The following is a 21,941-nucleotide window of genomic DNA, read 5'->3' as shown; positions in this document are numbered from 1 at the left end:
CGGCGCCCCACGGATGGGGGCCAGGGATGCGAAGTGATACCGAAGCACCGCCCACCCAGCGAGTAGGCACGGCCGCTCGGAACCAGAGCTGCTGGCGCCCGCGGTGGGACTCGCGCCGAGCGGCCGAGGCCGAGACACCGGCGGAAGAGCCCGCGGGCTCCGCGTTATCGCCCACCGCGCGGGTGGAGAAGATCAACCTCGCGGAGAAGCTCTCGCGCTTCTCCGAACACTGGACGCCCAAGGTGGTGGGAGAGCTGAACGGTCAGCAGGTGAAGCTGGCCAAGCTCCTGGGGCCTTTCGTGTGGCACCACCACGAGAGCGAGGACGAGCTCTTCCTGGTGGTGAAGGGCCGGCTGCGGATGGAGCTGCGAGACAGGACGGTGGAGCTGGAGCCCGGGGAGTTCCTCATCGTCCCCCGAGGCGTGGAGCACCGGCCGGTGGCCGACGAGGAGGTGCAGGTGCTGCTCTTCGAGCCCGCCTCCACGCTGAACACCGGGAACGTGCGGAGCGAGCTGACGGCCGAGCACCTGGAGCGGCTCTAGGCGCCTGCTCGGGCGGCCAGACGCCGCCGTGAGCCCCTGCTCTCGGATTCCTCCCGCGCACCTCATGGCGCACCTTTGCTCCGGATCCGGGCCATCCAGGCCCCGCGCCCCGGAGTCGAGCCATGCCGCTGCGTATCCACCACCTCAACTGCACGACGATGTGCCCGCCCGGCCGCCGGGTGATGGACGGACGAAAGGGAGTGACGGGCCCCGCGGCGCTGGTGTGCCACTGCCTGCTGGTGGAGACGGACCGGAGCCTGGTGCTGGTGGACACGGGCTTTGGGCTGAATGACGTGCGCGACCCCCGGCCGCGGCTGAGCCCGCTGTTCCTGGACGTGCTGTGCCGGCCGCGGCTCAACGAGGAGATGACGGCCATCCGGCAGGTGGAGCGGCTCGGCTTCAAGCCCACGGACGTGACGGACATCCTCCTGACGCACCTGGACTTCGACCACGCGGGCGGGCTGGATGACTTCCCCTGGGCGCGGGTGCACCTGCTGGACGCGGAGTACCAGGCGGCGGTGGCGCAGAAGACAGCGCTGGACCGCAGGCGGTTCCGGCCGCTCCAGTGGATGCACGAGATGAACTGGGTGACGTACCCGATGAACCGGGGTGGCGAGCGCTGGTATGGCTTCGAGTGCGTGCGCGAGCTGTCCGGGCTGCCGCCGGAGCTGCTCTTCGTGCCGCTGCTGGGACACACGCTGGGGCACGCGGGCATCGCGCTCCAGGTGGGTGGAGGCTGGCTGCTGCACGCGGGAGACGCGTACTTCCACCATGGGGAGATGGAGGTGGCGCGGCGTCGCTGCCCGCCGGGCCTGCGCTTCTACCAGACGCTGATGCAGAAGGACGCGCGCCTGCGGCACTACAACCAGCAGCGGCTGCGCGGGCTGGCGATGCGCCACAGCTCCGAAGTGACGATCTTCTGCGCGCACGATCCCGTGGAGTTCGAGCGGATGGAGGAGCAGGAGCGGGTGCCACCCGAGTCGCCCCTGCGAGCGCTGTCCATGGCGCCAGCGCCCGAGCTCACGCTGCACGTCTGAAAGCGGGCGCTCGGGCTGGGGGCTGATAAGGTGGGCTCGTGATTCAGTCGGTCCACTTCAAGAACTTCCGCTGCCTCCGGAGCGTGACGCTGAAGCTCGCGCCGCTCACCGTGCTGGTGGGCCCCAATTCGTCCGGTAAGACATCGGTACTGGAAGGGTTGAAGCCAAGATCTGGGATCGAATCTTCAGACTTCTGGAAGCTGAACCCCGACCAAGAACTTCAGATCATATGGGCCTACACAGATGGCAGTGCCGGATTTTACCAACGCTTCCCGAACAGCGGCCATTCTTTGGATGTGCGCCACACGCTGCAATCTCTGGCGCTCGACCTCAAAGCACTTCGCAAAGAGAACGTGCTGGCTTCTGCCCAGCAGTTGAGCCCCACTGGTGACAACCTGACCAACGTCTTCGCGAGCCTCTCCCGACAGCAGCAAGCCGCCGTGGCGAAAGAGTTGTGTCGGCTGGTTCCGATGTTCAGCGACGTAGATCTTGAACCCACTTCCAAGGGACAGCTCCGGTTACGCTTTCAGGATCGTTGGAACCCGGATCTCTGGTTTGCTCCGTCACAGGTTTCAGACGGCACCATGTTGGTGCTCGCATTCCTCGTGCTCCAGTACCAGAATCCTTCGCCGGACATCCTCACCATCGAGGAGCCCGAGCGCGCTCTGCATCCCTACCTGCTCGATGAACTCATCCAGTTCCTACGGAAGATGACGACTGGTGAGATTGGCAAGAAGCCCGTCCAGGTCGTCCTCGCCACCCACTCCGCTGAGTTGCTGGAGTATGTGCGCCCCGAGGAAGTTCGCTTCCTCACTCGCTCCTCCGAGGATGGTTCCGTCCAGGTGAATGAGGCGCCGACGGACACCACCAACTGGCAGCAGGTCTACAAGGAATATCGCGAGTCGCTCGGCAGCATCTGGCTCTCTGGCAGCGTGGGTGGAGTCCCGGGGCGCTGAGCATGTTCCGTGTCGTCGTTTACGCTGAAGGTGCCGGTGAACTCGCGGGCTCCAAGAGCCTCCAGCCCGCTCCTGGCTCCGCGCTCACTGAGGAAGAGCTGGGCTCCGCTCACCTGCTCGTGCGCCGGTGCCTGGTGAAGTCCCGTGGCTTGAATGCCTCGGATGTGAGCTTCGAGGAGCCTCTCCGCACTGGACGCGGAAGGCTGGTCAAAGGCAGCACGCTCCATAGCCCCGACACCCTGCGCCCCCTCCTCTTGTGGGCCGACCCCAAGAAGCAGCCGGACCTCGCCATCGTCCTCGTTGACGCAGATGGAGATGACGAGCGGCAGGGCCTGCTCGACTCCGCGCTGGAGGGGCTCTCCGTGAAGGCGATCGTCTCCGTCGCCATCCAGGAGTTCGAGGCGTGGCTCGTCGCGGATCCTTCCGCCCTCAAGTCTGCCCTGCGCAAGCCGCTCGCTTCGCCCAAGCCCCCGGAGAAGCTCGCCAAACGTCAGGCCAAGGAACTCCTCAAGGAGTGGTGTGAGGAGCACGCCAGCAGCCGTGACGCAGCGGAGATCCGCCGTGACATCGCTCGTGAGTGCGATCTGGAGGTGCTCGCACGTCAGTGCACGGCCTTTGCTTCGTTCCTGCGCAAGCTCCAGGCTCCCCGCTCCTGACCTTCCTGCTCGCATCCCGCGTCAGTGAGGTTCGGGCCCTGGCCCCGGCTCCACCACAGCCGCTGGCGGCGCCCGCGGCAGCTCCACCGTGAAGGCCGCTCCCTCCCCCGGGGTGCTCTCCACCCGGATCAGCCCCCCGTGCGCCTCCACCAACTGCCGCACGATGTAGAGCCCCAGCCCGAAGCCCGCATGCCGCACCGCTGACTTCTCCCGCTCGAAGCGCTCGAAGATGCGCCGCTGCGCCTCCGGCGGAATCCCCACGCCGTGGTCCTTCACCGTCAGCCGCGCCCGCCCGTCCACCTGGGCCAGCCGCACCTCGATGGGCTTGCCCCGCCCGAACTTCAGCGCGTTGGACAGCAGGTTCGTCACCACCCGCTCCAGCCGGAGCCTGTCCCACTGCCCTTCAAGCCCCAGCCCCGCCTCGAAGGAGATGGAACAGCCCGCCTCGGCGGCCTGCTCGGCGTGGCGCTCCACCACCTCGCGCACCACCTCCGTGAGATCCACCCGCGACACCTCCAGCTCCAGCTTCCCCGAGGACAGCCGGGACAAGTCCAACAGGTTGTGCAGCAGCTGCCCCAGCCGCTGCGAGTGCCGGAGCGCCGCCGCCAGCCCCTCGCGCACCCGCTCGGGCTCCTGGTCCGGCTCCATCCGCCGCAGCCGGGTCAGCAGCAGCTGCATCGCGTTGAGCGGGTTGGCCAGATCATGCGACGCCACGCCGATCAGCTCCAGGGCCCGCTGCGCCTCCAGGAAGAGCCGCGTGTTGTCCAACGCCAGCGCCACCCGCCCGGCCAGCTCCTCCACGAAGACCTGATCCGTCGCCGTGAAGCGGCGCTCCGGCTGGCTGACCAGCAGCACCAGTGCCCCCAGGGTCTGCTCGCCCACGCACAGCGGCACGGTGAGCACCGAGCCCACCTCCAGCCGCCGCAGCATCCGCAGGTGCTCCTCGTCCTGGGCCGTCCGCTCCAGCGCCTCGGCCGTCAACCACTCCGCGCGCTCCGAGCGCGCCGTTCGCACCACCCGCGCCACCCGGCCCGCTCCAGACAGCGCGGCGGGATAGCGCTGGATCAGCTCCCACATCAGCCGCTCCTTCTCCGCCGAGGCATGCGTCACCGCCCGCGGCACCAGCCGCTCCTCCGAGGCCAGCATGTACAGCACGCACCCGTCCGCCAGCTCGGGCACCATCAGCCGCGCCAGCTCGGCCACCATCACCTGCGGCTCCAAGAGCTGGTTGAAGATGCGGCCCGCCTCCGCGAACAGGCGCTGGGTGCGCTCGGCACGCCGGCGCTCGGTGATGTCGCGCATCACCTTCGCGAAGCCCTTCAGGCGCCCGTCCTCGTCTCGCAGCGCGGCGTAGGTGGTCTCGGCCCAGAAGCGAGTGCCGTCCTTGCGCACCCGCACGCCCTCGATGCGCAGCCGCCCGTCCCGCTCGGCGCGCACCAGCTCCCGCTCCGGCTCGCCTGCCGCCGCCTCCTCCGGGGTGTAGAACAGGGCCTGGGAGCGTCCCATCACCTCCTCCGCCTTCCACCCCTTGATGCGCTCGGCGCCAGGGTTCCAGCTCGCCACCCGCCCCTGCGCGTCCAGCAGGTAGAGCGCGTAGTCCTGCACTCCCTCCACCAGCACCCGGAAGCGCTGCTCGGAGTCCATCGCCTCGCGATGCAGGGGGCGCAGCTTGCGGCCCAGCACCCACGCCAGGCTCATCATCCCCAGCAGCCCCAGCACGGCCATGGTGAAGATGAGGGCCAGCGCCTGCCGATCCTCGCGCACCTCCTGCTCGATGTTGCGCACCATCCGATCGTCGCAGTACCGCGCCAGCCGATCGAGCGCCATCTCCACCTGGGCCCGCTCGCGCCCGGCCGCCGTGCGCAGCAGCGTGTCCACCTGCTGCCGGCTGGAGGAGCGCTGCTGAGACGACAACAGCCGCTGCAGGGCGTCCTCGTGCTCGCGCTCGGCGCGCAACAGCTCTTCCAGCAGCACGGCGCCCGGCTCCTTCGCCAGCCGCAGCCGCAGCCGCTCGGCCGTCGCCAGGAAGTGATCGCGCTCCACCTCCATCTGCTCCGCGAGGAGGGGATCCCGGGAGATGGCGAAGTTCCGCTCGCTGTCGACCTTGTCGGTGAAGGCCCGGCTCAGGCGATCCATCTCGAGCAGCTCCACCGCGAGCTCCCGGTCCTCGTTCTCGTTGCCCACGTTGACGGCTCGCACGGCGAACAGGGAGGTGACGAGAATGGCGATCGCCACTCCCCAGGAGGCCACGAGCCCCGCCCCGACGCGGCGCGCGAACGTCCAAGGCCGTCTCATCCTCCCCCCTCGGTCCCCAGCACGGCGGCGGGGGCCCGCGCACAAGGTGTGCCAGAGGGACGACAGTTAGAAGCGGCCTCGCCGGGCTGGGGGATGTTGGAAATCGGGCCCCGTCCGAGCGGGCCCCCTTCCCTCAAGCCGGGGGCACTCCCAGGTTGCCGGCCGGGGAAGGTGCGGGAGCATGCGGCGAGGGGGAGGACTGGGTTGGGGGCTGTGCCTCGTGGGCCTGTGGTTGTCGGCCTGCAACACCACCGTCATGCCCGGAGATGAGTCCGCGGGCAGACAGCGCTCGCTGTGCCAGCCGATGACGTGCGAGTCCCAGGGGATGGACTGCGGCATCACCATCGACGGCTGCGGCGGCACGCTGCACTGCGGTGACTGCCCCGAGGGCCGGGTGTGTGGGGGCGGCGGCACGCCCAACGTGTGCGCTCCGGCGCCCTGCCAGCCCGGGACGTGTGGCTCGCTGGGGAAGAACTGCGGCGCCGCCTCCGATGGGTGCGGAGGCACGCTGCAGTGCGGCACCTGCACCGCTCCACAGACTTGCGGAGGAGGAGGGCTCGCCAACGTGTGTGGCCTGCCCGTGTGCACGCCCACCACCTGCTCCGCGCTGGGGAAGAACTGCGGCACCCTGCAGGACGGGTGCGGAGGCATGCTCGAGTGCGGCGCCTGTCCCGAGGGCGAGGCCTGCGGGGGCGGCGGTGCTCCCAACGTGTGCGGCAAGGCGTCCTGCCAGCCCGCCACCTGCGCCTCGCTGGGGAAGAACTGCGGCACGGTGTCCGATGGATGCGGCGGCACGCTCGAGTGTGGCACCTGCCCCGAGGGCCAGGCTTGCGGTGGGGGCGCGGTCCCCAACGTCTGTGAAGGCGCCGCGTGCGTACGGGCCACGTGCGCCTCGCTGGGGAAGAACTGCGGTGCCGTGCCGGATGGATGCGGCGGCACACTGAACTGCGGCGAGTGCTCGGGGGAGGAGACATGCGGCGGTGGCGGCACCCCCAACGTCTGTGGGGCCCGGGTCTGCCGTCCCTATAGCTGTGGGCTGCTGGAGAAGAACTGCGGCCCTGTGCCGGATGGGTGCGGCGGCACGCTGCAGTGCGGCACCTGCACCGCTCCGGAGAGCTGTGGCGCCAGCGGCGTGTCGGGGGTCTGCTACACCTCGCAGTCCGTGTGCGTGGACCAGGACCTGGGCAGCACGCTGCCGGTGACGGTGAAGGGCACCACTGCCTTCAGCAATGATGATCACCATGCCTCGTGCGGAGGCGCCTCGGCGCCGGACCGGGGCTTCCTGTGGACGGCACCCAAGCGCGGCACCTTCGTCCTCGACACGGCGCGCTCGGCCTTCCGCTCGATGCTGGTGGTGCGGCGCGGCGGGTGCGGCGGAGAGGAGCTGGCGTGCGCCACCGAGGGCATCAGCTACGGCGGCGGGGCGCGCGTCACCGTCTCGCTGGAGGCGGGCCAGACGGTGCTGGTGGTGGTGGACTCGCCGAGCACCGGCGCCTTCAACTCGGGCTACTTCGAGCTGCACATCGACGAGCTGCGCGAGAGCGAGGCCGGCTCCTGCTTCGACGGGCGGGACAACGACGGCGATCGCTGGGTGGACTGCGCGGACACGGACTGCCAGGGAGATCCGCGCTGCGGCGGGAGCGGGTGCGCGAACCAGGACCTGGGCAGCGCGCTGCCCGTCACGACGTTCGGCGAGACGGTGGACTCGGGAGACGGCTTCCAGGGCACGTGTGGCATGCCGCTGCAGCAGGACCGGGCCCACCTGTGGACCGCGCCGAAGAGCGGGACGTTCGTCTTCGACACGGCGGGCAGCGGCTGGAGCAACGCGCTCTATATCCTCACGGGGTGCCGGGGCACGGAGCTGGCGTGCGCGGTGGGCAAGGTGGGAGGCAAGCAGGCCGCGGCGAAGCTGACGCTCACCCAGGGGCAGTCGGTGCTGATCGTGGTGGATGGTATGGCCAATGCCGAAACCGAGGAGCCCATCCGCTACACGCTCCACATCAGCGAGTATGCCCCCAACGAAGTGGGCCGCTGCCAGGACGGCGCGGACAACGACGGGGACGGCGAGGCGGATCAGCGAGACTCCGACTGCCGCTGAGGCCGGGCGCGCTCAGCCGCCCCCGCGCCCCAGCGAGTCCAGCACCGTGCGCGCCTGGGCGTCCTCGCGCTGGTGCTCCTCCACGCGCGGCACGTCCTCCCAGCGGATCCACCCCTGCACCGCCGCGTGCCGGGCCGCCGTCACCGTGTCATCCACCACTACCAGCTCGCTGCCCGCCGCCCTCACGTCCGCCGCGATGCGCGCCAGCTCCTCCCGCCGGCTCGCCCGCGAGGACACGTTGCGGATGTACACGCAGCGGACCCTCCCCGGGAACTCGCGGACGATCGTCCGGTAGTGCTCCGCGTCCTCCTGGCCGCTGTCTCCAATGAGGATGAAGGGCAGCTGCTCGAGCGTCCCCAGCACCCCGCGGATCTTCTCCAGCTTGTGGCCGTGGCCGCCTCCCGGCGCGAAGCCCTGCCGGGATAGCCCCCAGTCCCTCAGCAGCAGCGGCCCGGCCGGAATCCGGTGCAGCGCGAGGAACTCGTCCAGGTGCTCGTACAGGTTCCATGGGCTGCTGGACACGTAGAAGATGGGGTTGTCCGCCTGGCCGTGCAGGCCCTCGTTCAGCGCCGCGTAGAACGCATCCACGCCCTCGAACGGCAGCCGCGTGCGGTGCTCGGTGAGGAACAGCGCCCAGGCGCGCTTGAGCGGGTTGGTCACCCCCGTGGCGATCACCGTGTCATCAATGTCGCTGATCACCCCCAGCTCGGCGCGCGGGCCGGCCACCAGCACCTGCGCGGAGACGATCGCCACGCCCTCCGGCTCGGGCGCCAGCAGCTCCAGCTCCACCGGGTTCCACCCCGGCTTCACGCCCTCCGGAGGCGTCACCCACAGCTCCAGGAAGCCCTCCTCGTCGGTGGTGCCCTCCCAGCGCTGAGCGCCCCAGCGCACCGCCACGCGCGCCCCCGGAATCTCTCGCGTCGCGTAGCGCTTGTACGAGGCGATCGCGCTGCCCACCAGCGTGTGCCGCCGGTGCGCGGGCCGCACCTCCCGGTCCTCCAGCACTCGCGCCTGCACCAGCGCCCGCTCCGGCGTGCCATAGCCTCGGAAGGGTTGGATGCGCAGCGGCCGGGCCAGCCCCAACTGGCGCCTCACGCGGCGGCTCCACCGGTCCCAGACCGCGTCGGCCCGGACGGCGAACTCGAAGAAGGCTGGCTTGAGCGCGGACATCAGTGGGCGGTGCCTCCAGGAAACCTCACATGTATACCTTCACCCGACCCGCCCTCCGGAACGACTTGCGCGGGCAGGCGCCCCGCTCCCAGTGCTGAACACCCGTACTCCCGGAGCTTCCGTGCTTCCATTTATCTCCAGTTTTTCATAAATTGGAGTTGGATAGGAAACCGTCATGAACCTTCAAAGGGCGACGTCTCCTGCGCAGCTCCCTCCTCCCCCGACGGACTCGCGGACGGATCCGCCCCGCGCGCCCTCCTCGGCCGGCGCGGGCGCTGGGCTCTTCATGCTCCCCGAGAACGAGCAGGCCCGGCTGGTGGCCCTGCGCAGCTACGCGGTGCTCGACACGCCACCCGAGCCTTCCTTCGACGACATCACCCAGCTGGCGGCGCAGCTGTGCAAGGCCCCCATCGCGCTGATCTCGTTGGTGGACGAGCATCGCATCTGGTTCAAGTCCCGCACGGGCGTGAACGTCCAAGAGGTGCCTCGGGACACGGCCTTCTGCGGGCGCTCCGTGGTGCGGCCCGAGCCCCACACCGTCCCGTACACCCTGCTCGACACGCAGCTCTGCGAGCACCCGCTGGTCGCGCAGTCGCCGTACCTCCGCTTCTATGCGGGCGTACCGCTGATCACTCCCGAGGGCATCACGCTGGGCATGCTGTGTGTCGCGGATCTGGTCCCCCGCCAGCTCTCGTCCCAGCAGACCCGAAACCTGGAGGCGCTGGCCCGGCAGGTGATGAGCCAGCTCGAGCTGCGGCGCATGAACCTGCAGCAGACACGGCTCATCGAGGAGCTGCGCTCCACCAGCGAGCGCTTCTCGGTCATCCAGCACGCCACCAACGACATTGTCTGGGATTGGGATCTGGTGGCGGGCCGAGTCTCGTGGAACGAGCGCGTCACGGACGTGCTCGGCTACCCGCAGCCCGAGGTCAGCGAGGATTCCTCGTGGTGGTACTCGCTGGTGCACCCGGATGATCGCGAGCGCGTGGCCGAGGGCTTCCGCCGCGCCGTTCGTGGAGGCAAGTCGCAGTGGTCGGACGAGTACCGCCTGCGGCGCGCCAACGGCACCTACGCGCGCGTGCTGGACCGCGGCGCCATCCTCCGCAACGCGGCCGGGGAGCCGATCCGCATCCTGGGCACGGTGATGGACATGAGCGAGCGCGAGGAGATGCGCTCGCGGCTGGCGCAGGCCGACCGCATGGCCTCGGTGGGCACGCTGGCGGCCGGGGTGGCGCACGAGATCAACAACCCGCTGGCGTACGTCATCGCCAACCTGGACTACGCGCGGCAGGAGATTGAAGCGGCGGTGACCTCGGGGAAGCCGCCGGAGGGCACCGAGCTGCCTCGGGCGCTGAGCGAGGCTCGAGATGGCGCCGAGCGGGTGCGGCTCATCGTCCGGGACTTGAAGACGTTCTCGCGCCCGGACGACGCGCGCATGGAGCGGGTGGAGCTGAGCCGGGCCATGGACTCGGCGGTGACGCTGGCGTGGAACGAGATCCGCCACCGCGCTCGGCTGGTGAGGGCGTACCAGCCGGTGCCCGCGGTGTGGGCCAACGAGGCACGGCTGGGGCAGGTGTTCCTCAACCTGCTGATCAACGCGGCGCACGCCATCCCCGAGGGCGCGGCGGACCGCCACGAGATCCGCGTCTCCACGCGGGTGGATGCGCAAGGGCGGGTGGTGGCCGAGGTGAGCGACACCGGCGCGGGGATTGCCGAGGAGATCCGCCCGCGCGTGCTCGAGCCCTTCTTCACCACCAAGGCGCTGGGTGAGGGCACGGGGCTGGGGCTGTCCATCTGCCACGGCATCATCACCAGCCTGGGCGGAGAGCTGCAGTTCGACAGCGAGCTGGGCCGGGGGACGACGTTCCGGGTGGTACTCACGCCGCAGGCGCGGGAGGGCGAGGTGGTGGACGTGACACGCGCGGTGGAGGCCGGAAAGCGACGCGCTCGTATCCTGGCGGTGGACGACGAACAACTGGTGCTCAACGCGCTCCGGCGGACGCTGGGCTCGGAGCATGACCTGACGATCTTCACCAAGCCCCAGGCGGCGCTGGAGTGGATTGAGCAGGGCCAGCCGTGGGATCTCATCCTGTGTGACTTGATGATGCCGGAGATGACGGGCATGGAGTTCCACGCCGAGCTGAGCCGGCGGATGCCCGAGCGGCTCCGGCACCTCATCTTCGTCACGGGCGGAGCGTTCACGGCCGGGGCGCGCGACTTCCTCGGGAGGATCGACAACGTCCGGGTGGAGAAGCCCTTCGACGCCAAGATGCTGCGCCAGCTGGTGAACACGCAGCTCCAGGTAGGGTGACGGCGGGCCCGGTGCCTACTGCCGCCGCCCGAGCGTGCGGTCCAGGTTGTACGCGGCGCTGATCAGCGACAGGTGCGTGAGCGCCTGCGGGAAGTTGCCCAGCGCCTCGCCCGACATGCCCGTCTGCTCCGCGTACAGCCCCACGTGGTTGGCGTAGCCCAGCATCCGCTCGAACGTCAGCCGCGCCTCCTCCAGGTACCGGGGTGCCGACACGCTCGCCCGCGTCATCGCCTCCACCAGCCAGAAGCTGCAGAGGTTGAACGTCCCCTCTCGCCCGGCAATCCCGTCCAGCGTCGCGTCCGCGTCGTAGCGGAACACCAGGCCGTCTGACACCAGGCCTCCCTTCTCCGGCGGCCGGTGCATCGCATCCAGCGTGGACAACATCCGCGGATCCACGGGCGACAGGAAGAACACCAGCGGCATGAGCAGGTTGGCCGCGTCCAGGGCCTCGTGCCCATAGGCCTGGATGAACGCCTTGCGATCGGCGCTCCAGCCCTTCTGCATGATCTCCTCGAAGATGGTGTCTCGCACCGCCAGCCAGCGCGTCCGGTCCGCCGGGAAGCTGCGCTTGTCCGCCAGCCGGATGGCCCGGTCCACCGCCACCCAGCACATCAGCTTCGAGTACACGAAGTGCCGCCGGCCTCCACGCACCTCCCAGATGCCCTCGTCCCGCTCCTGCCAGTGGTCGCACACCCAGTCCACCAGCCGCCGCAGGTGCCTCCAGAAGTCGTAGCTGATGGGGGCTCCATACTTGTTGTACAGGTACACCGAGTCCATCAGCTCGCCGTAGATGTCGAGCTGAAGCTGATCCGCCGCCGCGTTGCCAATCCGCACCGGCTGCGCGCCCCCGTAGCCGCTCAGGTGGCCCAGCACCTCCTCCGGCGGCACCCGGCCCCCGTCGATGGAGTACATGAGAGACAGCGGCGCGTCCTCCGGCAGCTCCGCGCAGCGCGCCTCCAGCCACCGCATGAAGGCTCCGGCCTCGTCCTTGAAGCCCACGCGCAGGAACGCGTACACGGTGAAGGCCGCGTCTCGCAGCCACACGTAGCGGTAGTCCCAGTTGCGCACGCCGCCGGGAGACTCGGGCAGGCTGCACGTGGGCGCCGCGACGATGGCCCCCGTGGGCTCGAACGTCATCAGCTTCAGCGCCAGCGCCGAGCGGTACACCATCTCCCGCCACCGCCCCGTGTACGTGCACTTGCGCAGCCAGCGGCGCCAGTAGTTCACCGTGTCCCGGAAGAGCGCCTCCGAGGACTCGTGGCTGTGCACCGTGTCCGCGCACGTGTCGGGCGCGCCCTCGCTCAGCGCGAACACCGCGGACTGGCCCGCGTGCAGCTCGAAGCGCGCGCTCACGCCCCGAGCGTGCTCCTCCAGCTTCACCTTCGTCGACAGCGTCAGGTTCAGCCGCTTCGAGCAGAAGTTCACCCCGTGCGGAATCAGCTTCGTGGTGTGCGGGTCCCTCCCGTAGTTGAACGCCGGCAGGCACTCCATCCGGAACGCCATCGAGCCTCGCACCACCCGCACCCGCCGCAGCACCTCGCGCGGCCGGGGGTGCACGTGCTCGCCCGCCCCCACCAGGGGCATGAAGTCGATGATCTCTCCCACCCCATCCGGCGTGTAGAAGCGCGTCACCAGCACGTTCGTGTCGGGCCAGTAGAACTGCTTGCGCACCGCCCCGTCCGGCTCCGGGGAGATGCGGAAGTACCCTCCTTTCTCCGGATCCAACAGCGCCGCGAAGACGCTCGGGCTGTCGAAGTGGGGGAAGCACAGCCAGTCCAGCGTGCCATCCGAGCCCACCAGCGCCACCGTGCGCAGATCTCCGATGACGCCGTGCTCCTGGATGGGCACCGAGCCTCCCGAGGGCCAGCCCTGCCTCGGGCCCGGTTCGGGCGCCTGCTGCGTGGCGAAGCTGTCTCCGGGTTCGTGTTGTCCTCCGCCCACGGTGCGCCTCCCTCACCCAAAGGTGATGACGTGCTTGATGCCGCCTGCCTTGTCAGACACCACCTGGATGAACTCCTCGGGCGGGTGGCGCGCGGTGATCATCCGCTCCAGCCTGCCCGGCCAGCGGGCGTGGAAGCGCTCCAGGTCCTCCAGCGCCGCGTCGAAGTCCATGTCCGCCGCGTTCACCGTGCCCAGCACCACCTGGTTGTGCAGCACCATCTGCTTGAGCAGCGCCGCGCCCTCCAGCTCCAGCGGCTCCTTGCGCCCGGGCACGCCGGTGAAGATGAAGATGCCGTTGGGCCCCAGCACCTTCAGCACCTCGAACGCGGCCTTGGAGGCCCCCGCCGCCTCGTACACCACGTCCACCGGGCCGGCGCGCTTGCGCAGCTCCTCCACCGGCACCTGCTGCGAGGAGAGGTACGGCGCGCCCAGCGCCTCGGCCACCTCCGCCTTCACGTTGGGCTTGGGCGAGCGCGAGTACACCGTGGTGCTGTAACCCGCGCGCAGCAGCACCATGGCCCCCAGCAGGCCCACCGGGCCCGAGCCCAGCACCACCGCGCGCCCGGGCTTCGGCTCCCACGGCAGCCGCTCCTTCAGGTGCTCCACCTCGCGCAGCGCCTTCTCCGCGATGGTGAGCGGCTCGGTGAGCACCGCCACGTGCCGCAGCGGGGCCGGCACCCGGTGCAGGTACGCCACGTCCTCCACGAAGAACTGCGCGCAGAAGCCGTGCGCCTTCTGGATGCCGCGCTCCGTGTAGCCCCCCGTGATGCAGAAGTCCGGGTAGCCGTGCCGGCAGGCCGGGCACCGCTCGTGCGGACACGGCCTGCGCACCCGCGGCACCACGAGATCTCCCGGCTTGAGGCCCTGGACTGCCGAGCCCACCTCCACCACCTCGCCCAGCGCCTCGTGGCCGACGATGAGGAAGTCCGAGCCCTCTGGAGGCGTGCCGTAGCGGAAGTCGGCGATCTCCTTGTCCGTGCCGCACACGCCCACCTCCAGCGTGCGCACGCGCACCTGCGTGGGCGAGCTCAGCCGCGGCTCGGGGGCGTCCTCGATGACGCGCACCTCACGGGACTTCGGGAAGACGGCGACGGCCTTCATGGCGGATCTCCGGTGCGGCGGTCCTCGGCGAGCGGCCCCCGCTGCGCTGAACTCTGGCCTAGATGGCGCGTGGGGCTACCGGTTGCAGCGGCTCGCGGCGGCAAGGGCCTAGGGGTGAACAGTCGGGCGGGGCGCGAGGCCCGCCGGTGCCCACTTGCGGATTCCTGGTGCCGCCCTGGGCGCGCGGGTCTATGACGGGGCCGTGACCGGATCCACTGCCCCGGAGTCCCTGGGGAACACGGCGGCCCCTTCCTCTCGTGGACGTAGCGCGGCCATCGGCGCCGTGGCCTTCGTGCTGCTGGGCCTGCCGTTCCTCGTCTTCAGCCTGGTGATGCTCAACGTGAAGGCGCGCGTGGAGCTGCGGTGTGATCCGGGCGGCGGCTGCACCCTGGATGAGCTCAGCCTGCTGAGCCACGAGCGCGTGGGCGTCTTCACCCTCCCGGAGCTCCTCGGCGCCACGGTGGAGCGCAACCGCAGCAGCAAGGCGGACGCCGCCAACCTCTACAAGCCCGTGCTGAAGACGACGCGCGGCGACTTCCCCCTCAGCACCCGGTGGCTGGAGGACGAGGCCCAGGCCGAGCGCACCGCACGCGTGGTGAACCTCTTTCACGCCAACCCGCTTGGGGGTGGGAACAAGAGCTTCCTGCTCTTCCACGACCACCGCCGGGGACCGCTGATTGTCGGGAGCTCCTTCGGGGCGATGAGCCTGGTGCTGTTCGGGCTGAGCGTCTGGATGGCGCTCAAGGCCCGGCGTCACCTGCGCGCCGAGCGCTCCGCCCGCGCTTCACCGCCCACCGCCTGAGCTCACTGCCCGGTCCGGGCCCTCACCGCGCCCGGACCGGTGCTCTCAGACGAGCCCCGTGAGCCTCAGCGCGGCGGGGGCAGCGTCGAGGCCGGCGGAACCGTCTGCGCCACCGCGCCCACGGCGAAGGCGGTGCGCCAGGCCAGCTTCTCGAAGATCACGGGGTCCGGAGCGTCGGGGGGCACGCCGGTAGGGCCCGGGCCACCTGGGGGCGGATCCGAGATACAGGCGCGGTAGATGAGATCGCTCCCCGAGTCACCGCCGGAGTCACCGCCGGAGCCACCGCTGGCATCGGCTGGGGGAGGCGGAGCGGGAGCCGCTCCTCCTGTCGGAGGCGTGGAGGCCCCCTCGTGGCTGAGCAGCCTCACGTCCCCGGTGTACACGGTGACGGGGACCCCGGCCTCGTAGAAGCGGGCGAAGGCCGCCTCCTGCGTCCCCCTGCCGCCCTTGATCACGAAGGTGAAGCGCCGCGTCCCGGTGTCCACGCCCGCGGCCGTGTACGTGCCCCGAGGCTTGCAGAAGCCCACGATGATGTGGGTGGGCTTGCCCAGGGCCGGCACGGTGCCGGTGTCCGGAATGCTCTGGAGCGGCGGCGCGGTGGGCACCGTCCCTCCCGGCGTGGAGCAATCCCCTCCCGAGGAGGGCTCGGGCTTTGGCTTCAGCGTCTCGCATCCCGCCACGGCCAGTCCCAGCGCCGCGATGATGCACAACATTCTCTTCATGGTGTCTCTCCTGGGGGTGTGGACCTCAAGGTGCTACGACAGCCTCACTCGAAGGCGAGCACGGAGCGCGCCCAGCTCTTTGGATCTCTCCGCAACCACTCCATGCGCACGTCCCGGAGCGCGACCGCCGCGCTCTGGCCCGCGCGGATGCGATCCTGAACCGCGAGGAAGAAGGGCCCCGCCTCCGCGTCGGGGATGTCCACGGTGGCCGCCAGCACCGTGCGCGCCCCCGCCTCGATGAAGGCCGCGGGCAGGCTGAACGGCTCGTGAACCTGGAAGGCCGTGTACGCGGCCCGGCACGCGGCCAGGGTGACCAGCGGGCGCCCCTGAAGCCGATGGGCTCGCACCTCGCCCGTGGTGAGCGCGTACCGGCCGCTCGCATCCGGGGAGAGCACCAGCAGCGAGGCGTCCGAGATCGCCGGGCTGATCAGCCCGTGGGCGTGGATCTCGATCTCCGTCGCCCGGCTCATGGCCTCGAGCACCCGGCCCGGCGTGGCGTCCGCGCCCGAGAGCACGGTGATGTCCGCTCCCACCGGCTCCCAGGCACCCAGGCGTGGCAGCTCGAGCCCGGGCGGCGCCTCCACGTCCTTCACCACCAGGTGCATCGCGGGCACCGGGGCCGGCTCCGTCCGCGCGGCGGGCAGGACCAGATAGCGCCAGGCGATGTCATCCGGCAGCAACCCCGCGCGGCCGTGGAGGGGCGGACGCGCCAGCACGCTCACCTGCTCGCACGCGCGCAGGGACGCCGTGAGGGACTCGGGGACAACACCCTGCGCCTCGTCTCCCAGCGGCTGGCCGCGGCCGGCGTCGTAATACGTGGCCATCCGCCCATCCGGGCCGAAGGCGAGGGCCAGCGTGCGCTCGCGATCCACGGTGACCGCCAGCAGGCACCGCGAGGGCAAGGTGCCTCCCACCTCCTCGCCGAGGAGCGACACCACCTGTGGCCACTCGCCGGCCTTGCCCGCCGCGAACAGGAGCGAGGCGTAGCTGTAGGCCCGGGCCTCGCGGGCCTCGGCGTTGGTGGGGGGCAGCTGCTCCGCCTGGGTAATGGTGCGCCGCAGCAGCTCCTCGCCTCGCGCCCTGTCCCGCTCGATGACGAAGCGCCCCTCGATGTGCGAGAAGATGACCCGCCGGCCCGGGTCGAGCTCGCCCGAGCCGCGTTGAGCCTCCAGCCCCTCCAGCAGGTGCTGGTCCTGCGAGAGATCCGGGCGCAGGCGCGCGAGCTCCGCCAGCGTCATCGCCTCCGTGGCCAGCGGGAGCTTGCTGCACGGGAGCGCCTCGCCGATGGCTTCACGGGCCTCCTCTAGCCGCATCTCCTCCAGGAGCGACAGCGCGTCGTTGGCGCGCACGAACTGGCGGGTGGCGCAGCTGTCCGGGGTCCTCGCCAGCGTCTCATCGAGCATCGCCCGCCCCAGCGCGCCTTGGCCCTGGAGCCGGGCCAGCTGCCCCAGGTGCTGCAGGGTGTCGATCTCCCGTCCCCAGTGGCCGCAGCGCCGGTAGAGGACTCGAGCCTCGCGTGCGGCCCGCGCCGCCTCGGGGAGCCACCAGAGCTGGCGGTAGAGCTCGCTCAGCCTATCCAGGAGCGTGCCGCAGCGGTAGGCCTGCGAGCCCCCCCGGCACTGCCCCACCGCGGCGAGCAGGATCTGCTCGGCCTGGAACAGCTCCCCTCGGGCGAGGACCGCCTTGGCGCGCTCATCCTCGGCGAGCAGCAGGAACCACGGATCCTTCGTCTGCGCCGCGAGCCGCGCGTAGCCCTCCACGTCCTTTCCCACCTCGCGGGCGAGCAAGAGGGTGCCCATGAGCAGATCCACCTCTCCGGCGGCGCGCAGCTTCTCGAGGTACGCGGGCAGGCCTCCCGGTACGGGGTGCCTCTGGAAGACGTCCAGGTAGAGCGCGGCCAGGGGGGCCCGGCGTTGGAAGTCCCGGGCCTCGGCCCAGCGGATGGCATCTCGCAGCGCGCTGCCACCAAAGGCCTCGTCCAGCGCCTCGGCCACGGGCCACAGCTCCTGGAGCCGCTGTGGATCCGGCGCGGCGCGAATGGCGTCATACAGATACAGCCGATAGATGTCCGGCCGGGCCCGAAGCTCCTCGGCGGGCACGCTGCCCCGCTCCAGGACGAGCGCCCGGCCCGCCCGATCCGCGGCCTCCCAGCCTTGCCGCTCGGTGCGCAGCCGCTCGCGCATGGCCTGTCCCCGCGCCCGCGCCTCGTCCGCCCAGCCCGGCTCGCCCTGCGCCGCCACGGCCTCGAAGGCCTCGGCCGACAGGGCCCACAGCTCCAGCTCGCGCAGCGCCAGCCCGCGGTTCCACAGCGCCCGCGCTGAGCGCGGCTGTTGCTGGAGCGCCTTGTCCAGCAGCGAGAGCGCCCCCGCCGCATCCCCCTTCGCCAGAGCGAGCACGGCCCGATCATTGGCCACCTCGGGCGAATCCCCCGCTCGCTCCAGGTAGCTGGCGGCCAGCTCCGGCGCGCCCTGAAGCAGGTACGCGGCCGCCAGCCCGCGCAAATCTCCCTGGGCCTCCATGCGCGCGAGCACCTCCAGCGGCACGCCCGGCGCGGGGCCCCCCTGCCCTCGGGCCACGGCGTGGTAGGGACGGTGGCGATCCGCGCCCGGGTGGCTCAACCGGGCCTCGAGGGTGCGCGTGGGCTCGGACGAGAGCCAGGACCCATCCAGCTCGCCCGAGCCTCGGCGCGCGCCGCGCAGGCCCAGGATGGCCGCCGCCACCATCAGGCCCACCACTGGCAACCCCACGGCCAGCAGCCGCCCGCTTCCCCCAGTCCACTTGGCCTTCAAGCCAGGCTCTCCCAGCGTTTGGCTGCCCCCTGTCATGCCCCTTCAACGGAGGCGGCGCCGAATCTTCCCGGCTCCACGCTACAACCCTGGGGACAGGCGTCCAGGCGGACGAGCCCCTCAAGCAAGCAGCCAGCCGGGCCATGCGTGGGGAGACTGCCTACCTTTGCGCCAATGTTCCGAGGCCTGATAGCCCGATGGAAGAGTTCGCTGCGCCTGTTCCGCCCCGCCCAGGTGAACGCGCACCGCGCGAAGATCTCCGTGGCGGCGCTGGGCCACCGCTACGGCAACAAGGTCGTCGCGCTGAAGAACGTGAACCTCAACATCCGCTCGGGCGAGTTCGTCTGCCTGCTTGGGCCCTCGGGCTGTGGCAAGTCCACGCTGCTCTATGCGCTGGCCGGCCACGTGAAGCCCACCGGCGGGACGGTGGCGATTGAAGGCAAGCACATCAACGGACCGGGGCCGGACCGGCTGCTGATGTTCCAGGAGGCCGCGCTCTTTCCGTGGATGACGGTGCTGGGCAACCTCAAGTTCGCCCTGGCCGCCCGAGGCGTACCCCGCGCCCAGCGCGAGCCGCGCGCCCGCGAGTTCATCCGCCGCGTGCACCTCACCGGCTTCGAGAACTCGCTGCCCCACCAGCTCTCGGGCGGCATGAAGATGCGCGCCAGCCTGGCCCGGGCGCTCGCGGTGAATCCAGCGGTGCTGCTCATGGACGAGCCCTTCGGCTCGCTGGATGCGCAGACGCGCGTGCACATGCAGGAGCTGCTGCAGTCCATCTGGCTGCGCACCTCGAAGACGGTGGTGTTCGTCACCCACGACGTGCACGAGGCGTTGATGCTGGGCACCCGCGTGGTGGTGATGGCGCCCCGGCCGGGCCGGATTGTGAAGGACCTGGAGATCCACCTGCCCATGCCCCGCTCGGCGGAGGACGCGCGGCTGGACGAGATGGCGCGCTACCTGCGCGTGCTGATGCGGGAGGTGGAGACACCCGAGAGCGCGCCTCAGCTCCCCGGCGCGGGGACCGGGGAAGGCGTGGGGCTGACCCACTGAGGGAGGTGCGGACATGAAGCGATGGGCGCAGAAGCTGGGCGTGCTGGTGCTGCTCCTGGCCGTGTGGGAGGGGCTGGCGCGGCTGGGGCTCTGGTCTCCGCACCTGTTCCCGGGCCCGAGCACCGTGGCCAAGAGCCTTGGGGGCCTGGTGGCCGACGGGCGGCTGGGCTCGGCGGTGCTGCGCTCGCTGGGGAGGCTGGGGCGCGCGTACCTCATCTCGGTGGCCATCGGCATTCCGCTGGGCATGGCCAACGCGCGGCTCTTCTTCTTCCGCAACGCGGTGAAGCCGGTGGTGATGGGGCTGCAGGCGCTGCCCTCCATCTGCTGGCTGCCGCTGGCGCTGTTGTGGTTTGGCCTCAATGACTCGGCCATCCTCTTCGTGGTGGTGATGGGCAGCGTGCTCTCCATCGCCATCGCCACCGAGGACGGCGTCAACGGCATTGATCCGCAGATCCTCCGCGTGGCCGACACGCTGGGGGTGCGCGGCCCGCGCTTCTCGTTCGGAGTGCTCATCCCCGCGGCGCTGCCTGGCATCGTCACCGGGCTCAAGCTGGGCTGGAGCTTCGCGTGGCGCGCGCTGCTGGCCGGCGAGCTGCTCTTCGTCTCCGGCGGCCTGGGCCAGCTGCTCACCCTGGGCCGCGAGCTGATGGACGTGCCGCTGGTGATGGCGGTGATGGTGGCCATCATCGCCATCGGCATCCTCGTGGACCGCGTCCTGTTCCAGACGGTGGAGACGCGCGTGCGGCGGCGCTGGGGCCTGCTGCCCTCCCTGTGAAGTGGAGGACGTCTCGCGCGCCGAGCGTGCGGTGGCGGACGGCACACGCGGGGGTGCGTTGCCACCCAAGCCGGGCAGGCCCATTACCGCGCTCATGCACTCGTCTCGCTCTCGGTCCCTGCTGGGGCTGCTCGTCCTGCTCGCCGCCACCGGCCTCGGCTGCAAGAAGTCCGGAGGCGGCGCGAGCGGTGACGCCAGCGCTCCGCTCCGCCTGGGCTTCTTCCCCAACATCACCCACGCGCAGGCGCTGGTGGGCCATGTGGAGGGGGCCTTCGCCAAGGAGCCCGGCATCGGCCAGCTGGAGGTGAAGCAGTTCAACGCGGGGCCCGCGGCCATGGAGGCGCTGGCGGCCGGCTCGCTGGACGTCTCCTATGTGGGCACCGGCCCCGCCATCAACACGTACCTCAAGGCGGGCAAGGAGCTGCGCGTCATCGCCGGCGCGGTGAACGGGGGCGCGGTGCTGGTGACGCACTCGGCCAGGTCCGCCGCCGAGCTCAAGGGGAAGAAGGTGGCCAGCCCCCAGCTTGGCAACACGCAGGACATCGCCCTGCGGCACTGGCTCAAGCAGCAGGGCCTCACGGCCGCCAGCGAGCCCGGGAGTGACGTGCAGGTGGTGCCCATGAGCAACCCGGACATCCTCGGGCAGTACCTCCAGGGAGGAATCGAAGGGGCCTGGGTGCCCGAGCCCTGGGGCGCGCGCATGGTGGCCGAAGGGGGCGGTCAGATTCTGGTGGATGAGCGGGACCTGTGGCCGCAGCGGCGCTTCTCCACCACGGTCATCGTCACGACGAAGAAGGCCCTGGAGACGCGCCGGCCCCAGCTTGCCGCCCTGCTGCGCGTCCACGTCCGGCTCACCGAGCGCTGGCGCAGCGATCCAGACGGGTTCGCCTCGGCCGTGAACGCCGCCTTCGGCAAGCTCACCAGCAAGCCGTTGGCGCCCGCCGTGCTCAAGGCTGCCTTCTCCCGGCTGGAGCCGAGCCTCGATCCGGAGCCGGCCGCGCTGGCCCAGGCGGCCCAGAACGCCCAGGCGCTGGGTTACCTCTCCAGCGACGACATCTCCGGGATGGTGGACCTGAGCCTGCTCAACGAGGTCCGCGCGGCGCCGCCCCAGTGAGCCCGAGCCTGAGACACGCCTGCCTGCCCTGACGAGCGCTCCAACCCAGGGAGAGAGACAGGGGGTACCCTCTGCCTCAGGCCAGCAGCGGCAGGCTCACTTGTCCGCGACCTCGCCCGCCAGCGACAAGGCGATGTTGCGCGTCTGATCCACCGCATACGTGGCGATGATCTCCTGGCCCACCCTCGGCTGCTTGGTGACGCGCAGCGCGCTCATGTCCAGCGGGACCACCACGCCATTGCGCTCCACGTAGAGCGTGTTGCCATCCATTTCGATGACGCGGCCCGACAGCACCTGGTTGCCTTCCAGGTTCGGCTTGGGGGCCCGCTGCTTGGTGACATCCATGCCCGTGGGACCCATGTTGATCTCATCGATGATGCCTGCCCGGCCTCCCACCCCCTGCTCCTCGAACCGCTGGCCCTCCTGACGCTCACGATCGGGATCCCTCGTGCGCGCGGCGTTCGCGGCCAAGGGGGCGAGCATCAGGCTGAGGGCAGGCACAAGCACAGCGGCACGACGAGCGGCTCGGGAAATGCTCAACTTCATGTGGTGGACTCCGGCGTTGGGGGTTCAATGACCCGTCCA

At 70.5% G+C, this 21,941-nt stretch carries 17 protein-coding genes; 10 read left to right on the top strand and 7 right to left on the bottom strand.

Annotated elements, in window-relative coordinates; all coding sequences use genetic code 11:
- The first annotated feature begins 26 nt into the window (after positions 1-26).
- From ACJ8AT_RS22670 to ACJ8AT_RS22655, 4 genes are all read left to right on the top strand, one after another.
- Positions 27-542 (top strand): cupin domain-containing protein, encoded by a 516-nt coding sequence (locus ACJ8AT_RS22670; RefSeq protein ID WP_407739888.1) that lies wholly within the window; start codon positions 27-29, stop codon positions 540-542.
- A 128-nt stretch (positions 543-670) separates the two neighbouring features.
- On the top strand, positions 671-1,579 hold the full coding sequence (locus ACJ8AT_RS22665; protein ID WP_407739900.1) for an MBL fold metallo-hydrolase: 909 nt from the start codon (positions 671-673) through the stop codon (positions 1,577-1,579).
- 38 nt (positions 1,580-1,617) lie between these two features.
- Positions 1,618-2,535 (top strand): AAA family ATPase, encoded by a 918-nt coding sequence (locus ACJ8AT_RS22660; protein ID WP_407739887.1) that lies wholly within the window; start codon positions 1,618-1,620, stop codon positions 2,533-2,535.
- 2 nt (positions 2,536-2,537) lie between these two features.
- Positions 2,538-3,191 (top strand): DUF4276 family protein, encoded by a 654-nt coding sequence (locus ACJ8AT_RS22655; RefSeq protein ID WP_407739886.1) that lies wholly within the window; start codon positions 2,538-2,540, stop codon positions 3,189-3,191.
- Positions 3,192-3,212: 21 nt separating this feature from the next.
- On the opposite strand, the gene ACJ8AT_RS22650 is transcribed toward ACJ8AT_RS22655, so the two are convergent.
- Entirely contained in the window at positions 3,213-5,486 is a 2,274-nt protein-coding gene (locus tag ACJ8AT_RS22650; protein ID WP_407739885.1) for an ATP-binding protein, read from the bottom strand.
- A gap of 181 nt (positions 5,487-5,667) precedes the next feature.
- Here ACJ8AT_RS22650 and ACJ8AT_RS22645 point away from each other — a divergent pair, with 181 nt between their 5' ends.
- On the top strand, positions 5,668-7,584 hold the full coding sequence (locus tag ACJ8AT_RS22645; RefSeq protein WP_407739884.1) for a tryptophan synthase alpha chain: 1,917 nt from the start codon (positions 5,668-5,670) through the stop codon (positions 7,582-7,584).
- Positions 7,585-7,596: 12 nt separating this feature from the next.
- Here the strand turns inward: ACJ8AT_RS22645 and ACJ8AT_RS22640 are convergent, their stop codons facing one another.
- The gene (locus tag ACJ8AT_RS22640; RefSeq protein ID WP_407739882.1) at positions 7,597-8,754 is read right to left on the bottom strand and encodes an App1 family protein; all 1,158 of its coding nucleotides are present in this window, start codon (positions 8,752-8,754) and stop codon (positions 7,597-7,599) included.
- A gap of 175 nt (positions 8,755-8,929) precedes the next feature.
- On the opposite strand from ACJ8AT_RS22640, the gene ACJ8AT_RS22635 reads away from it, so the two are divergent.
- Entirely contained in the window at positions 8,930-11,065 is a 2,136-nt protein-coding gene (locus ACJ8AT_RS22635) for a PAS domain-containing protein (protein WP_407739881.1), read from the top strand.
- Between the two features lie 15 nt (positions 11,066-11,080).
- Here ACJ8AT_RS22635 and ACJ8AT_RS22630 read toward each other — a convergent pair whose 3' ends face one another.
- Together ACJ8AT_RS22630 and ACJ8AT_RS22625 are read right to left on the bottom strand one after the other, a co-directional pair.
- On the bottom strand, positions 11,081-12,913 hold the full coding sequence (locus ACJ8AT_RS22630; protein ID WP_407739899.1) for a glycoside hydrolase family 15 protein: 1,833 nt from the start codon (positions 12,911-12,913) through the stop codon (positions 11,081-11,083).
- A gap of 105 nt (positions 12,914-13,018) precedes the next feature.
- Entirely contained in the window at positions 13,019-14,107 is a 1,089-nt protein-coding gene (locus tag ACJ8AT_RS22625) for a glucose 1-dehydrogenase (protein ID WP_407739880.1), read from the bottom strand.
- A 202-nt stretch (positions 14,108-14,309) separates the two neighbouring features.
- Between ACJ8AT_RS22625 and ACJ8AT_RS22620 the strand changes: the two genes are divergently transcribed.
- On the top strand, positions 14,310-14,909 hold the full coding sequence (locus ACJ8AT_RS22620) for a hypothetical protein (protein ID WP_407739879.1): 600 nt from the start codon (positions 14,310-14,312) through the stop codon (positions 14,907-14,909).
- Between the two features lie 65 nt (positions 14,910-14,974).
- On the opposite strand, the gene ACJ8AT_RS22615 is transcribed toward ACJ8AT_RS22620, so the two are convergent.
- Both ACJ8AT_RS22615 and ACJ8AT_RS22610 read right to left on the bottom strand, forming a co-directional pair.
- On the bottom strand, positions 14,975-15,631 hold the full coding sequence (locus tag ACJ8AT_RS22615) for a hypothetical protein (protein ID WP_407739878.1): 657 nt from the start codon (positions 15,629-15,631) through the stop codon (positions 14,975-14,977).
- A gap of 44 nt (positions 15,632-15,675) precedes the next feature.
- Positions 15,676-18,420 (bottom strand): CHAT domain-containing protein, encoded by a 2,745-nt coding sequence (locus ACJ8AT_RS22610; RefSeq protein WP_407739877.1) that lies wholly within the window; start codon positions 18,418-18,420, stop codon positions 15,676-15,678.
- A gap of 171 nt (positions 18,421-18,591) precedes the next feature.
- On the opposite strand from ACJ8AT_RS22610, the gene ACJ8AT_RS22605 reads away from it, so the two are divergent.
- From ACJ8AT_RS22605 to ACJ8AT_RS22595, 3 genes are all read left to right on the top strand, one after another.
- Positions 18,592-19,467, top strand: a complete 876-nt coding sequence (locus tag ACJ8AT_RS22605; RefSeq protein ID WP_407739876.1) for an ABC transporter ATP-binding protein — start codon at positions 18,592-18,594, stop codon at positions 19,465-19,467.
- 13 nt (positions 19,468-19,480) lie between these two features.
- A complete protein-coding gene (locus ACJ8AT_RS22600; RefSeq protein ID WP_407739875.1) occupies positions 19,481-20,242 on the top strand; it encodes an ABC transporter permease in 762 nt (253 codons plus the stop codon).
- Between the two features lie 94 nt (positions 20,243-20,336).
- Positions 20,337-21,356 (top strand): ABC transporter substrate-binding protein, encoded by a 1,020-nt coding sequence (locus ACJ8AT_RS22595; RefSeq protein ID WP_407739874.1) that lies wholly within the window; start codon positions 20,337-20,339, stop codon positions 21,354-21,356.
- A 96-nt stretch (positions 21,357-21,452) separates the two neighbouring features.
- Here ACJ8AT_RS22595 and ACJ8AT_RS22590 read toward each other — a convergent pair whose 3' ends face one another.
- Positions 21,453-21,839: a hypothetical protein gene (locus tag ACJ8AT_RS22590; RefSeq protein ID WP_407739873.1), complete on the bottom strand. Its 387-nt coding sequence runs from the start codon at positions 21,837-21,839 to the stop codon at positions 21,453-21,455.
- Positions 21,840-21,941: the final 102 nt, after the last annotated feature.

Origin of the sequence: Hyalangium sp., from assembly GCF_045802625.1 — a bacterium.
Taxonomy (GTDB): Bacteria; Myxococcota; Myxococcia; order Myxococcales; family Myxococcaceae; genus Hyalangium.
The sequence above is the reverse complement of the archived record's forward strand: the minus strand, read 5'-3'. Positions and strand labels throughout refer to the sequence as shown.